At 67.6% G+C, this 14032-nt stretch carries 12 protein-coding genes; 7 read left to right on the top strand and 5 right to left on the bottom strand.

All coding sequences use genetic code 11. The features are described from left to right. Positions 1-837: 837 nt before the first annotated feature. Positions 838-1647, bottom strand: coding sequence for an SWIM zinc finger family protein (locus M1L58_RS21610; protein ID WP_248660420.1), 810 nt, complete (start codon positions 1645-1647; stop codon positions 838-840). After that, on the bottom strand, positions 1644-4640 hold the full coding sequence (locus M1L58_RS21605) for a DEAD/DEAH box helicase (RefSeq protein WP_248660419.1): 2997 nt from the start codon (positions 4638-4640) through the stop codon (positions 1644-1646). The genes M1L58_RS21610 and M1L58_RS21605 overlap by 4 nt, the downstream gene beginning before the upstream one ends. 121 nt (positions 4641-4761) lie before the next feature. Between M1L58_RS21605 and M1L58_RS21600 the strand changes: the two genes are divergently transcribed. Continuing rightward, positions 4762-4920, top strand: a complete 159-nt coding sequence (locus M1L58_RS21600; RefSeq protein WP_006865654.1) for a hypothetical protein — start codon at positions 4762-4764, stop codon at positions 4918-4920. Between the two features lie 82 nt (positions 4921-5002). Here the strand turns inward: M1L58_RS21600 and M1L58_RS21595 are convergent, their stop codons facing one another. Further along, positions 5003-5491 carry a beta-class carbonic anhydrase gene (locus tag M1L58_RS21595; protein WP_248660418.1) on the bottom strand — a complete coding sequence of 163 codons (489 nt, stop codon included), beginning with the start codon at positions 5489-5491 and terminating at the stop codon, positions 5003-5005. Positions 5492-5569: 78 nt separating this feature from the next. Next, positions 5570-6505, bottom strand: a complete 936-nt coding sequence (locus tag M1L58_RS21590; protein WP_374112778.1) for an ABC transporter substrate-binding protein — start codon at positions 6503-6505, stop codon at positions 5570-5572. A gap of 379 nt (positions 6506-6884) precedes the next feature. On the opposite strand from M1L58_RS21590, the gene ctaD reads away from it, so the two are divergent. The 4 genes from ctaD to M1L58_RS21570 are packed head-to-tail and all read left to right on the top strand — an operon-like array spanning position 6885 to position 11224. Beyond that, positions 6885-8669, top strand: coding sequence for an aa3-type cytochrome oxidase subunit I (gene ctaD / locus M1L58_RS21585; RefSeq protein WP_248660416.1), 1785 nt, complete (start codon positions 6885-6887; stop codon positions 8667-8669). 3 nt (positions 8670-8672) lie between these two features. Beyond that, positions 8673-9914, top strand: a complete 1242-nt coding sequence (serB, locus tag M1L58_RS21580) for a phosphoserine phosphatase SerB (RefSeq protein WP_051992482.1) — start codon at positions 8673-8675, stop codon at positions 9912-9914. A gap of 10 nt (positions 9915-9924) precedes the next feature. After that, the gene (locus M1L58_RS21575) at positions 9925-10752 is read left to right on the top strand and encodes an aminoacyl-tRNA hydrolase (protein ID WP_248660415.1); all 828 of its coding nucleotides are present in this window, start codon (positions 9925-9927) and stop codon (positions 10750-10752) included. A gap of 19 nt (positions 10753-10771) precedes the next feature. Next, entirely contained in the window at positions 10772-11224 is a 453-nt protein-coding gene (locus tag M1L58_RS21570) for a cupin domain-containing protein (RefSeq protein WP_154884743.1), read from the top strand. Between the two features lie 15 nt (positions 11225-11239). Here M1L58_RS21570 and M1L58_RS21565 read toward each other — a convergent pair whose 3' ends face one another. Beyond that, positions 11240-12253: an LLM class flavin-dependent oxidoreductase gene (locus M1L58_RS21565; RefSeq protein WP_232716163.1), complete on the bottom strand. Its 1014-nt coding sequence runs from the start codon at positions 12251-12253 to the stop codon at positions 11240-11242. Between the two features lie 121 nt (positions 12254-12374). On the opposite strand from M1L58_RS21565, the gene M1L58_RS21560 reads away from it, so the two are divergent. Both M1L58_RS21560 and M1L58_RS21555 read left to right on the top strand, forming a co-directional pair. Then, the gene (locus M1L58_RS21560) at positions 12375-13208 is read left to right on the top strand and encodes an ABC transporter ATP-binding protein (RefSeq protein ID WP_006865662.1); all 834 of its coding nucleotides are present in this window, start codon (positions 12375-12377) and stop codon (positions 13206-13208) included. Continuing rightward, the gene (locus M1L58_RS21555; RefSeq protein ID WP_248660414.1) at positions 13208-14032 is read left to right on the top strand and encodes an NUDIX hydrolase; all 825 of its coding nucleotides are present in this window, start codon (positions 13208-13210) and stop codon (positions 14030-14032) included. Before M1L58_RS21560 ends, M1L58_RS21555 begins: the two co-directional genes overlap by 1 nt.

Raw genomic sequence — 14032 nt, 5'->3', positions numbered from 1 at the left:
CTCAGCGCGGTTCCGGGCTATAAATCTGAGGCGGTCAGGCGGTCGTAGAGATCGCCGAGTTCGTCGACTTCGGCCGACGAGGATCTTGCAAAACCCGTCCCGCCACGGCGATTGACACCTGGGTAAACGGCCCTGCGGTCTCACGCGAGTGCTGACCAACGACCTGTCGTGGGCGTTGGCTAGAGTGTGCGGCACTGTCGTTTTCGGTTCGCGTGCATTAATTACCCTCATCACGAAAATACGTTTGCTTTCCGAATCGCAGAAATCTATGGAGGATTACTGAGACCGGCGATGTAATCGGAGTCCACCAGGTCGAGCATGATTCGGGTGCATCGACGCTCGTCAGTTCCGTCCCTGCCAATGTCAACTTTGTCGGTCCGAAGAGGCTGAAGACGAATATCGAAGTGCCCTCGATTGAAGCAGGAGAATCCGGGCTCTATTTCCTTCCGGATCGGGTATTGGTCCGGGATACAAAGCGATTCAGTCATATTCACTACGGCGACCTACTTGTTGTTCACGGACAGAAGCGCTTCGTTGAGAACTCTTCGCCGCCCAGCGACGCCCTCCAAGTCGACACGACTTGGAGGTACGTCAACCTCAACGGCACCCCTGATCGCCGGTTCAATAACAATAGGCAACTGCCTGTGATGCTCTACGGCCGACTGAAGTTGAGTACGGCGTCGGGGCTCTCTTGGATCATTCAGGTGTCTCGGCACACTGTTGTAGAACCTGTCGCTGAGGCAGTGCGCTCTGCACCGAACATTCCAGCGGGAAACTGAAAATTGCGGCGCCGAAGCTGTTTTCGTAGAAGTAGTGCGCACATCGCGCGCACTACTTCTACAAATCGCCGGCGGTCAGGCGATCGTAGAGATCGCCGAGTTCGTCGATGGCCTCGGCGATGTCGGCCGGCGCGACACCCGTGGCGCGCAGCGCGGCACGGAGATCCGAACCGTCGAGCGCGGTGAGCGGATTCATCCGCGGAACCGTCGGAAGCGGCGGCAGCGTTGAGGTGGTGCCGTAGAAGTCGTCGGGCCGCAGCGGCCCCGACGACGCGTCGGCCTCGGTGACGGGCGATTGCGCGGGCCGCGAGTCGATCTCGGCGAGCAGGTCACGCAGATCGGTACCCATCACCGTCAGCAGCGTCAGCGGCGACCGGTCGATCTCGGCGGCGATCTCGTAGCTGGTGACAAGGGCATGGACGCACCGCGGGGCCTCGTCTGGGCAGGTGCAGTCGGTCGCGACGTCTGCGGATTCGGTGGGCACGAGCAGCTCACCGAGGATCGGCGGCTGCTCTCCGCGTGTGAGCCGCATGAGTTCCTCGACGCCGCCGCGGTCGCGGAGCAAGCCGGCCAGCGTCGGGGTGTCGACGGTGCGGGTGGTGATGATGACGTCGAACGGTTCGAGTTGGGTGCCCTCGACCGACGCCGTCACCTGACCCGCACCGATCCGGAGTCCGCGCACATGCCGGTCGCGGAAGTACCTGCGCGCCTTGGTGACGTGCCGGCTGTCGGCGACCGCCTCGCCGTCGGCGCCGCGACCCTCGACCACGTCGACGAACGCCCGCGACCACGGCGTGAGGCCGTATCCGCGGACGGCGATGGTGCCGCGTTCGCCCTTGCGCTGGGTGCCCTTCTTGCGGACGGTCATTCGCTCACCGCCTCCTCGCGGAGTCGGAACAGTTCGAAGAGTTCGTCGTCGGCGAGGTCGGAGACCCAGTTCTCGCCGGCGGCAACGGTGAGCCGCGACAGTTCGCGCTTCTTGGCGATCATGTCGTTGATCCGTTCCTCGATGGTGCCGACGCAGACGAACCGGTGCACGGACACCTTCTGGTTCTGGCCGATGCGGTAGGCACGGTCGGTGGCCTGGTCCTCGACGGCGGGATTCCACCACCGGTCCACGTGGATGACGTGGTTGGCCGCGGTGAGATTGAGGCCGGTACCGCCCGCCTTGAGGGTCGCCAGCATCACCGGGGGGCCGTCGTCGGACTGGAAGCCGGCGACCATGCGATCGCGTTCGGTGCGGCCGAGTCCGCCGTGGAGCAACGGGATCTCGGTGCCGAACTGTTCGGCGAGCCAGCCCGACAGCATCTCGCCGAACGCCGCGAACTGGGTGAAGACGAGTGCGCGGTCACCCTCGTCGGCGACGGTGGAGACGATGTCGGCCAGCAATTCGACCTTGCCCGAACGATGTTCGCCGTCACGGATGAGATCGGTGCCATCGGCGAGGTAGTGCGCCGGGTGATTGCACACCTGCTTGAGCCGGGTGAGGGCGGCCAGCACGTTTCGACGGCGCAGGGTGCGTTGCTGCTTGTCGCGCAGCGCAGCCATGAGTTCGTCGATGACCGCACGGTAGAGGGCGGCCTGCTCGACGGTGAGGTTGGCGCGTACCGCGAAATCCGCCTTCTCCGGCAGATCGGCGGCGATGGCGGGGTCGGTCTTCTCGCGACGCAGGATGAATGGCCGGGTGATCGCCGACAGGCGCCGGAGGGCACCGGGGTCGCGGTCGCGTTCGATGGGTTCGGCATATCGGGCACGGAACACCGACGCCGACCCGAGCAGACCGGGGTTCACCAGGTCGATCACCGCGCGCAGGTCCTCGAGGCGGTTCTCCACCGGGGTGCCGGTCAGCGCGAGGCGTCGACCGGCGGGGATGTTCCGGATCGCCTTGGAGGCAATCGTATTGACGTTCTTGAGGTGTTGGGCCTCGTCGACGACGACGCGGTGCCAGGGCTGCTTGGAGAGCAGTTCGAGATCGCGGCCGGCGATCGCAAAGGTCGTGATCACCACGTCGACGGAGTTCCGGATCGCGGTGAAAGCGGCTCCCGATGCCCGCGACGGGCCGTGGTGGATCGCCAGCCGCAGCGTTGGCGCAAAACGCGCGAACTCACGAGACCAGTTGCCCACCAACGACATCGGGCAGACCACCAGGGTGGGGCCGGGGGTGTCGGCGTCGTGGTCGACCACATTTCGCTCGTGGCACTCGAGTGCGATCACCTGCAGCGTCTTGCCCAGACCCATGTCGTCGGCGAGAACGCCTCCGACGCCCAGGTTCGACAGATGTGCCAGCCAGTCCAGACCCCGCTGTTGATAGGGGCGCAGTACGGCCTCCAGATCGGCTGGGGGAGTGACGGGTTCGGGTCGGATGGCGCCGCCTTCGGCGACGTCGTCGAGCCACGAGAGTCCTTCGACGCGGGTGACGGGGACCGGGAGCTTGTCGGCCTCGCCGGTGACCAGACCGAACAGTTCGCCGAAGTCGGCGGGCGGTTGGGATGCGGCGAGCGCCCGCTGGGTTGCCACGAATGCGGCGGCGCGTGTCAGCGCCGATCCCTCGGCGCGAACCCACACGCCGCGTACCCGGACGAGATCGCCCTTCTGCCCGGACAACTCGTCGAGGTCGGCGTCGGTCAGGGTGATGGCGTCGGGCGTATCACCCAGAGCGAGGCGCCATTCGAACTCACGGATCTCGCGGAGACCGACCATTGCCGCCGGTGCGCCGCCACCGGGTGGGGGCAGCGCGCGCAGGGCGAGGCTTGGTCGGACCTCGGCGATGGTGCGGGGGAGCAGCACCGGGATACCGGCGGCACCGAGGGCGGCGGCGCCGGTGGCGAAGAGCTCGGCGGCGACGTCGGTGGGGAGTAGGAAGTCGAGGGAACCGCGATCCGGGTCGGCCCGGTCGAGTTCGGGGAACTCGCGTACCGCGGTGGCCAGCGCGGTGGTCAGCTCGTCGAGTTCGTGAGCGTCGAGACGGTGGGGTGCCACCGGCTCGATCTGACCGTCGATGCTGCGTCGGCAGACCTCGAGTCGCCACCGGGAAGCATCGGCGACGTCGTCGCGCGTCGGCAGTTCGAAGGAGTCGTCGGCCCACGCGTCGTCCCAGTGGGAATCGGCCAGGTCGTCGTATTCGGGTTCGTGGAGACGGAAGATGAGGGACTGGTCGTCCCGCGGCACCCCGGCATTCCACCGGGACCAGCTCCCCACGGCGGCCGCGAGTCGCTCGGGGGCACAGGGTGGGCCGGCGTCGGTGCCGGGCAGCAGCGCGCGGACCACCGGCGATGCCGGACGCGGCTCGCCGAGCCGGGGGACGGAGCGGGCGATCGTGGTGCGGCATTCGTGGTCGACGAGCTCGGCGAGGAAGTCGTCCAATGCGGCGTGGGAACCGTTGTGCAGCAGGGCATCTGGAGCGCTCCCCAGGACGACGGCATGCCAGCTGCGCCATGTCGGCGTCGGGATGACGACCCAGCGGAGCAACCATTCGCCCGCAACCTGCTCGGCCGACGGCGCCACTGAGCCGGCGGCGACGAAGGAACGCACGCCGTCGAGCAGATACCGGTACCACCGGACGTCACCGCTGACCGTCACCGACCGCGAGGCGTCGAGCAGGGACACCGCAGAGGTCAGGCCGAGCGTTGCAGCCCGGACGAACTGCCGTCGGTTGCCCTCGCCGACGATCGGGATCTCGCTGCGGAACCGACGGCCGGACAGGGCGTCACGGAGCGGCTCCGGCAGGTCGGCCGGCTCGCCGTCGACCCACACGGCCATACCCACACCGGGTCGCCACAGGGCGTGAAGCGGTGCGAGGGAACGAGGCGTCGGGGCGGAGTCCGGGGGAGTCTGCCCACTGAGCTGCGATTCTGATGGCATCGAGGATCGCCCGCCAGTCTAACGATGGCCCCCGACACGGCCGTTTCCCCGTCGTTCGCCGCGGGTAAGGGAGAAGATCGATTCGCAGGCACAGCGGCATCACGAGTGCGAGGAGGCACCGATGGGACAGTCGAAGGACCAGCAGGCCGAACATGACGAGGGCACTGCCGAGGTTCGCAAGGACCCTCCCGGCCCCAAGGACCACGGACGTGAGGGCGGTATGGCGACCCGGGAGAACGCACCCGACGCGGTGAAGCGCTCGGACGACTCCGGGGACTGACGAGAAGCGACTGGCGAGAAGCGACTGACCGGGTACGCAGTAGTGGGCGTACCCGGTCAGTGCTGTCTGCAGATCAGAGAGGTCAGGAGACCTCGCGGAGGAGGCCGGTCGCGACGTCGAAGACGAATCCGCGCAGCGAGCTGGTCTTGGTGATGTACGGGCTGTTCTTGATGCGGTTGAGCGACTGGCGCACGTCCTCGTCGATGTCGCTGAACGCCTCAGCGGCCCACTCCGGCTTCTGGCCGATCTCGGCCTGGATGTCGCGCTTGAAGTCGTCGTCGGTGAAGGTGAGCATGCCGCAGTCGGTGTGGTGGATCAGGACGATCTCGGTGGTTCCGAGAAGGCGCTGGCTGATCGCGAGAGAGCGGATCTCGTCGGCGGTGACGACGCCGCCGGCGTTGCGGATCACGTGGGCCTCGCCCTCGTTGATGCCGAGGGCGCGGTAGACGTCGAGGCGGGCGTCCATGCACGCGACGATGGCGATGTGCTTGCTCGGCGGCAGCGGGAGGGGGCCGTTGAAGGTTTTGGCGTATTCGGCGTTGTTGGCCAGGTACTGATCGGTGACAGTCATGCGCAAACAGTGATACGTCAGAACGTCCGGGGCGAGGGTTTGACCTGGCCTGATCCAAACGGTGGACGCGGGGGTGACTCAGGAGTTCCCGTCGAGCGAACCCTTGACGTCGTTGAGGACCAGCCAGGCGGCGGCGAGGCCGGAGGAGTCGTACCAGACCGCGTCGTCGACGGCGAGGACGCGCTTCCACATCGAGGCACCCAGTCCCAGCCACTCGTCGCTGAGCAGAACCTCTTCGCCGTGCTGCTGACCCTCCTCGCCCTCGAAGCTCACATAGATGAGGTCGCCTTCGGCCTCGCGGAAGTTCTCCGACGTGACGGGGAAGGAGTCGGGGACCCGTTGCGGAGCGGGGCGCTGCACGCCGATCTCGCCGAGGATCTGGCCGGCGAAGGTGTCCATGCCGGCGATGGTCTCCGAGTCCTCGCCGAACCGGACCAGCGACACCTGGGTGTGCGAGGCATCCATGCGCCTGCCGGTCTTGGCGGCCTCGGTGGTGAACTCGGCCAGACGCTGACGGCCGGCCTCGCTGCGGTCGACCGCGTCGGCCACCGCCTGGAACTGTTCCTGCCAGTCGCCGACCGGGATGGTCACCGAGCGGACACCGCGGAAGGTCTTCGACGACGCGGCCGTCTCGGGCGTGGTGAGGACGAGGTCGGCGTCGGCCTCGGAGACCGCGGCGGCGTCGGGGGTGGTCCCGATCGCCGGTACGGACGTCAATTGCGGCCCGAGGTATGCGGGCACCGAACCGGGAGCCGCGGTCACCGCCGCCACCTTGTCGCCCATTCCGAGAGCACACAGTGCGTCGAGCAACGTCGGGTCGGTCACGACGATCCTCGTAGCATCGGTGGTGCCGGATTCCGCGGCCGTGGGCGCGAGACACGTCTTGGAGAAGTCGCGCTCGGGGGAGACGATGTTGACCTCCGCGACACGCGTGACGGTGGTCGAGATGGGCGAGCCGTCGGGAGTGGTCAGCTGCTCGTCACTCGAGCACGCCGCTACGGCGACGACGACCACGCCGAGTACCGCCGCTGCCCAGACGGGCCGGCGACCCCGGACACGACGAACACGTACATCCGTGACCCCGTTACCCCTGCTCTGCACCCGCCCAACCTAGCACCGGCGCCGCGGCGTCGAGCGTAGGCTTCAACGGGGCCGCGAGACCGTCGGTCGCAGACGCTGCCGGGGGTGTCCGGAACACCCGGCGCGTCGACGAGGAAAAGGGTTTGAGCACCGCCGATGTGGTGTGTCAGGCGTCGAATACGACAGATCGTAGGACCCGCTCGGCCCGGGCGTCGGTAAGGGTTTAGGATCAGTACTCAGCGCTCGGTTTGTGTTCATGTGCCGACCGACGTTCGAAGGGGTTCGACGTCGAGCTCGCGCAAGAGGAGGATCTGTGACCGCGGTAGACCAACCCACCACGCAAGTGGCTCCAGTGCGACCATTCCCGGAGCGCTATCAGCCCAAGGGTTCGTTCATCTACAAGCTGTTGACGACGACCGATCACAAGCTGATCGGCATGATGTACATCACTGCATGTTTCGCGTTCTTCCTCATCGGCGGCCTCATGGCGCTGCTGATGCGTGGTGAGCTCGCGCATCCGGGCATGCAGTTCCTGTCCACGGAACAGTTCAACCAGCTCTTCACGATGCACGGCACCGTGATGCTGCTGATGTACGCGACCCCGATCGTCATCGGCTTCGCCAACTTCGTGTTGCCGCTGCAGATCGGTTCGCCCGACGTCGCGTTCCCGCGACTGAACGCACTCGGCTTCTGGCTGTTCGTCTTCGGTTCGACCATCGCCATCGCCGGCTTCATCACCCCGGGCGGCGCTGCCGACTTCGGTTGGACGGCGTACACGCCGCTGACCGACGCCGTGCACAGCCCCGGCCTCGGCGCCGACCTGTGGATCATGGGTCTGGGTGTGTCCGGTCTGGGCACCATCCTCGGTGCCGTCAACATGGTCACCACCGTGGTCTGCCTCCGTGCACCCGGTATGACGATGTTCCGCATGCCGATCTTCACCTGGAACATCCTGGTGACCAGCGTGCTCATCCTGCTGATCTTCCCGCTGCTGACCGCCGCCCTGATGGGCCTCGAGGTCGACCGTCAGTTCGGCGCCCACATCTACGACCCGGCCAACGGTGGCGTCATCCTGTGGCAGCACCTGTTCTGGTTCTTCGGACACCCCGAGGTGTACGTCATCGCGCTGCCGTTCTTCGGCATCGTCTCGGAGGTCTTCCCGGTCTTCTCGCGTAAGCCGATCTTCGGTTACTCCGGCCTGATCTACGCGACCCTCGCGATCGCCGCCCTGTCGGCCGCCGTGTGGGCGCACCACATGTATGTCACCGGCGCCGTGCTGCTGCCGTTCTTCTCCTTCATGACGTTCCTCATCGCGGTTCCGACCGGCGTGAAGTTCTTCAACTGGATCGGAACCATGTGGCGAGGTCACATCACGTTCGAGACGCCGATGCTGTTCTCGGTCGGCTTCATCGTGACCTTCCTCTTCGGTGGTCTGACCGGTGTTCTGCTCGCGAGCCCGCCGCTGGACTTCCACCTGTCCGACAGCTACTTCGTGGTCGCGCACTTCCACTACGTGCTCTTCGGAACCATCGTGTTCGCCACCTACGCCGGCATCTACTTCTGGTTCCCGAAGATGACCGGACGCATGCTCGACGAGCGCCTCGGCAAGATCCATTTCTGGCTGACGTTCATCGGTTTCCACATGACGTTCCTGGTGCAGCACTGGCTGGGCAACGAGGGCATGCCGCGTCGTTACGCCGACTACCTGCCGTCGGATGGCTTCACCACGCTGAACACCATCTCGACCGTCGGTGCGTTCATCCTCGGCCTGTCGACCCTGCCGTTCCTGTGGAACGTCTTCCGCAGCTACCGCTACGGCGAGGTCGTGACCGTCGACGATCCGTGGGGCTTCGGCAACTCGCTGGAGTGGGCGACCTCGTCACCGCCGCCGCGCCACAACTTCACCGAGCTGCCCCGCATCCGTTCGGAGCGTCCGGCCTTCGAGCTGCACTACCCGCACATGATCGAGCGGATGCGTGCCGAAGCTCATGTCGGCCCGGGTCACGACGCGGGCAAGGATCGCCAGATGGAGGAGGCTCGCCGCGAGCCGTTCACCGTCGGATCGCATGAGGGGTCGCCTGATCCCGATCCGCGCTGACCGGTGAGCAACGACTCAACAGGCACTACCGGTACGACCGTTCTCTTCACCGTCACCGGTCCCGACCGGCCAGGCGTCACCTCTGTTCTCATGGGTGCCCTGGCCGGTCAGGCCGTTGCCCTGCTCGATGTCGAGCAGGTGGTCATCCGCGGGCAGCTGACGCTCGGCGTGCTCGTCTCCGCGAGCGGTGATCCCGAGACACTGCAGGAGATCGTCGAGCAGGCGATGGCCTCCATCGGCTTCGACGTGCGGGTGGAGATCGGCGTCGATCCCGGTAGCCGCACCACCTCGTCCCATGCCGTCGTGATCCTCGGCAGCCCGGTCACGGCCACCGCGTTCAGCGCGGTCGCCGCGAAGCTGGCCGGCCAGGGCGGCAACATCGACTCGATCCGCGGTATCGCCGACTATCCGCTCACCGGCCTCGAATTGATGGTCAGCGTGGCCGGACGCGGCGGGGTGGCCGCCGACGCGGCCCTGCGCAAGGGTCTCGCCGAGGTCGCCGCGAAGCATTCGGTCGACATCGCCGTCGAACGCGGTGGTCTGGCCCGACGCGCCAAGCGCCTCATCGTCTTCGATGTCGACTCCACCCTGATCCAGGGCGAGGTCATCGAGATGCTCGCCGCGAAGGCCGGCCGCGAGGCCGAGGTCGCGGCGGTCACCGAAGCCGCCATGCGCGGTGAACTCGACTTCGAGCAGTCACTACACCAGCGCGTCGCGGCCCTCGCCGGGCTCGACGCCGGAGTCATCGACGACGTCGCGAAGTCCTTGCAGCTCACTCCTGGTGCGCGCACCACCATCCGCACGCTGCATCGGCTCGGTTTCCACTGCGGCCTGGTGTCAGGCGGATTCCGGCAGGTCATCGACGGGCTGGCCCACGAACTCGAACTCGACTTCGTGCGTGCGAACACCCTCGAGATCGTCGACGGCAAGCTCACCGGACGTGTGATCGGCGAGATCGTCGACCGGACCGGCAAGGCGCATGCGCTCCGTTCCTTCGCCGATCAGGTCGGTGTGCCGATGGAGCAGACGATCGCAGTCGGCGACGGTGCCAACGACATCGACATGCTCAGCGTCGCCGGACTCGGCATCGCCTTCAACGCGAAGCCCGCGTTGCGGGAGGTCGCCGACGCGACGCTGAACCATCCGTTCCTCGATGCCGTGCTGTTCATCCTCGGCGTCTCACGCGACGAGATCGAGGCCGCGGACGCCGCCGACGGCGTGTACCGGCGGGTCCCGCTCGGCTGACGTGTCGGACATGACGGACAGCGCCGACGGAACGGGTTCGCCGGTGCCGCCCGACGCCGTGACGGGCTCGCCCATCACCCCGGATGCTCCGACGCGGCCACCCGTCACCCCCGATGCAGTGGTGGCGAACCATCGACGCCTCGTCGGATACGTCGGTGGCGGGGAGGATCCCGAGGACCCGGCCGACGTCCTGGCGATGGCGATGGTGCTGCACATCGAGAAGTCCGATCCGCCGAACCGCACCGATCTGTTGACCGCGGCCGCACGGGCCGTCGTGCTGCTGTGTCTCGACGACCGCGCAGCCGGCGACGGGCCGTGGGCGTCGGCGATGGACGAATGGTGTCAGGCCCGCATCCGAAAGATCGCTCGTCGGGCGCGTGGCGCGCAATGGGCTGCCGCGCAAGAGGTGTGGGGCGTCACCGCGACCGAGGGCGACGCCGAGGCGCGTGCGTTCGTGCCCGGCCGCGTCGGCGATCTCGACCGGCGGGTCAAGAAGCTGCAGATCGGCGGCACCGAGGTCGACGGCGAACTGCCCACCGAGAAGCCAGATCACGGCGTGGTGTTGTGGACCAATCCCGGGCTCGACATGACCGTCGGCAAACTCGCCGCACAGGTCGGGCACGCCTCGATGCTCGCCGCGAAGTTGCTCGACGCCGACGAGGCGATCCGGTGGCGGCTCGATGAGTGTCCGATGGCGGTGCTTGAGGCCACCCCGGAACGATGGCGGGATCTGCTCGACGCCGATGCCGCCGGAACCGCGGTCGCGGTCCGCGACGCCGGCTTCACCGAGATCGCGCCCGGTTCGGTCACCGTCATCGCCGAGGTCGTCGGGAACTGATCACGAGACAGGGGAGTAGATGAGCGCCAGCGAGCTACCGGACTGGGCGAAAAGCCTTGATCTGCAACCGCACCCGGAGGGTGGCTGGTTCCGCGAGACCTGGCGCAGCGAGATGGGTCTGCCGAACGCGGTGCTCCCGGCCGGCTACACCGGTGACCGAGCCGCCGGAACCGCCATCTACTTCGTCCTGATGCCCGGCCAACAGTCGGCCTGGCACACCGTACGCAGCTCGGAGATCTGGCTGCACCACCGCGGGGCGCCGGTCCAGCTCGATCTCGGCGGCGACGGCGAGGCCCCCGGCGACCCGACCCCGATCATCGTCGGGCCCGACATCGAGGCCGGACAGCAGCCGCAGGCGCTGGTGCCGCCCGGCGTGTGGCAGCGTGCCCGGCCCATCGGCGACGAGGCGGCTCTGGTCAGCTGCGTCGTCGTGCCCGGCTTCGACTTCGCGGACTTCCGGCTCGAGGACTGAAGCCGGCGCCCGGGATCAACTCCCTACGGCGACCGGCGAATTCGCCGGGGCGAGATGTCCGAGCGTGCTCATCCAGACATCGCGGCTCGGCGCGAGCGACGCGACGATGAGCTCGTCGGCGTCGGCATGCCCGGCGAACCAGCTCAGGTACTGGCGCACCTCGTCGGGTGTCCCGATGCCGGCGTAGGTGAGCATCTCGTCGATCTGGCGACCCTGGGGCATCGACAGCACGGCGTCGGCTTCCTCGTCGGTGAAGGTCCGGCCGCGTCCGTACAGCAGCGAGACGCGGTTACGCCGGGCGATCTGCAGCTGCTGCTGCGCGACGTCCGGGTCGTCGTCGGCGATCACGCCGACTCCGGCGATCACATACGGCTCGGCGAGGACCTCCGACGGCCGGAATTCGCGGCGGTACAGCTCGACTGCCTGCGTCAGGGCCTGCGGTGCGAAGTGGGACGCGAACGCGTAGGGGAGTCCGAGGGCGGCAGCGAGCTGTGCGCCGAACAGCGACGAACCGAGGATGTAGAGAGGCACGTGGGTCCCGGCACCCGGGGTCGCACGAACCCCTTCGATGCGTGATTCGTCGCCGAGGAACGCCTGCAGCTCGAGAACGTCGTGCGGGAAACGCTCGGCCGAGGCGTGCGTGCGACGCAGCGCTTGGAAGGTCTGCTGGTCGCTGCCCGGCGCGCGGCCGAGTCCGAGGTCGATGCGGCCGGGATGCAGCTCGGCGAGGGTGCCGAACTGCTCGGCGATGGTGAGCGGGGCATGGTTGGGCAGCATGACGCCGCCGGCTCCCAGGCGGATGGTCGAGGTGTGGGCGGCGATGTGCGCGATGAGCACAGCAGGCGCCGACGACGCGATCGCCGACATGTTGTGGTGTTCGGCGTACCAGATCCGCTTGTATCCCCACTTCTCCGCGTTCTGCGCGAGATCGACACTGGCGGCAAGACTTTCCGCGACGGTCTCGTCGCGGCCGACGGTGGCGAGATCCAGGATGGACAGAGGAAGGTTTTGAGCGGTCACGTAGTCCATCAACCCGGCGAACGGGTCAGAGTATTCCCGCTCGGTCGCTTCGACGCAGCTCACACCGGCCGTCCCCGACACGGCTCATCCGAACCGGTCGAACGCCTGGGCGTGAGGCAGGATAGGGGTCGTGACCGAATCCGATCCCGACCTCTTGATCGACTTCCGCGACGTCGCGATCGTCCGCGGCGGCAAAACGCTCGTCGGCCCGGTGTCCTGGCAGGTCGAACTCGACGAACGCTGGGTCATCATCGGCCCGAACGGCGCCGGTAAGACGACCCTGCTGCGGCTGGCCGGCGCGGAGGTCCACCCGACCTCGGGCACCGCCTTCGTGCTGAACGAGAAGCTCGGCCGGATCGAGATCCGCGAACTCGCGACGCGGATCGGTGTGGCCAGTCCCGCCCTCGTCGACCGGGTGCCCGACCACGAGGTCGTCAGCGACGTCGTCATCTCTGCCGGTTACGCGGTCCTGGGCCGCTGGCGCGAGGCCTACGACGACATGGACCGCGACCAGGCCGTCGAATCCCTGGAGTCGATGGGCGCCGAGCATCTCGCCGAACGCACCTTCGGAACCCTGTCGGAGGGGGAGCGCAAGCGCGTGATCATCGCCCGCGCCCTCATGACCGACCCCGAACTCCTGCTGCTCGACGAGCCGGCCGCCGGCCTCGACCTGGGCGGCCGTGAAGAACTCGTCGACCGTCTCGCCACCCTCGCCGCCGACCCCGACGCCCCCGCCATCGTGCTGATCACCCATCATGTGGAGGAGATCCCGGAGGGGTTCACGCACGCGCTGATCCTGTCCGAGGGCGGCGTCGTGGCCCAGGGCCTCCTCGAGGAGGTCATGACCAGCGAGAACCTGACGGCCGCCTTCCGGCAGCAGATCATCCTCGACAAGGTCGACGGTCGGTACTTCGCTCGACGCCGTCGCCGCGCGGGCGGTCACCGTCGAGCAGGAGGCAACTGATGACATCCACCGGTCAGGGACCCGAGGTCGTGTCCGCACCGATCCGCGACGCCGCGACGGTCGTCCTGGTCCGTGACTCCGCCGACGGCATCGAGGTGTTCCTGCAGCGTCGGGTGAAGCAGATGGCCTTCGCCGGCGGTATGACCGTCTTCCCGGGTGGCGGCGTCGACAAGCGCGATGCCGGCGCCCACGTGGCCTGGACCGGTCCCGACGCGGCGTGGTGGGCGTCGCAGTTCAACACCGACGCCGAGCTCGCCCAGGCGCTCGTGTGTGCGGCCGTCCGCGAGACCTTCGAAGAGTGCGGCGTCCTGCTCGCGACCACCGCCGACGGGTCCTTCGCAGACCCGGGTGCGCTCGCCGACGACCGGCAGCGGCTTGTCGAGAAGTCGCTGTCGTTCGCGGAGTTCCTGACCGCGCGGGGACTCACCCTGCGCGCCGATCTGCTGAGTCCGCTCGCACACTGGATCACCCCGGTCAACGAGAAGCGTCGGTACGACACCCGGTTCTTCCTCGCCGCCATGCCCGAGGGGCAGGAGGCCGATGCCGAGACCAGCGAGGCCGAGGTGGCGAGGTGGGCCAACGCCCGCGCCGCGATCGACACCTGGGCCGACGGCAAGCACTTCCTGATGCCGCCGACCTGGGCGCAGCTGCACTATGTCAGTGGTTTTGCGTGCGTCGAGGATTTGCTGGCCGCCGAGCGGTCCATCGAGTGCATCCTGCCGAACACCACGCCGGGCGCCGGGCTCGCGGGTCTCGGCTTCCCGGGGTCCGACGAGTACTTCCGCACGCTCGGCGATCAAACGCCGCCGGAGATCACGCTCTAG

Source organism: Gordonia sp. C13 (genome assembly GCF_023218005.1).
GTDB classification, from domain to species: Bacteria; Actinomycetota; Actinomycetes; order Mycobacteriales; family Mycobacteriaceae; genus Gordonia; species Gordonia namibiensis.
The sequence above is the reverse complement of the archived record's forward strand: the minus strand, read 5'-3'. Positions and strand labels throughout refer to the sequence as shown.

Excerpts from the sequence above, each read along its gene's own strand:
- M1L58_RS21610 (WP_248660420.1), bottom strand. The coding sequence starts at position 1,647 with ATGACCGTCCGCAAGAAGGGCACCCAGCGCAAGGGCGAACGCGGCACC.
- M1L58_RS21605 (WP_248660419.1), bottom strand. The coding sequence starts at position 4,640 with ATGCCATCAGAATCGCAGCTCAGTGGGCAGACTCCCCCGGACTCCGCC.
- M1L58_RS21600 (WP_006865654.1), top strand. The coding sequence starts at position 4,762 with ATGGGACAGTCGAAGGACCAGCAGGCCGAACATGACGAGGGCACTGCC.
- M1L58_RS21595 (WP_248660418.1), bottom strand. The coding sequence starts at position 5,491 with ATGACTGTCACCGATCAGTACCTGGCCAACAACGCCGAATACGCCAAA.
- M1L58_RS21575 (WP_248660415.1), top strand. The coding sequence starts at position 9,925 with ATGACGGACAGCGCCGACGGAACGGGTTCGCCGGTGCCGCCCGACGCC.
- M1L58_RS21570 (WP_154884743.1), top strand. The coding sequence starts at position 10,772 with ATGAGCGCCAGCGAGCTACCGGACTGGGCGAAAAGCCTTGATCTGCAA.
- M1L58_RS21565 (WP_232716163.1), bottom strand. The coding sequence starts at position 12,253 with ATGGACTACGTGACCGCTCAAAACCTTCCTCTGTCCATCCTGGATCTC.
- M1L58_RS21555 (WP_248660414.1), top strand. The coding sequence starts at position 13,208 with ATGACATCCACCGGTCAGGGACCCGAGGTCGTGTCCGCACCGATCCGC.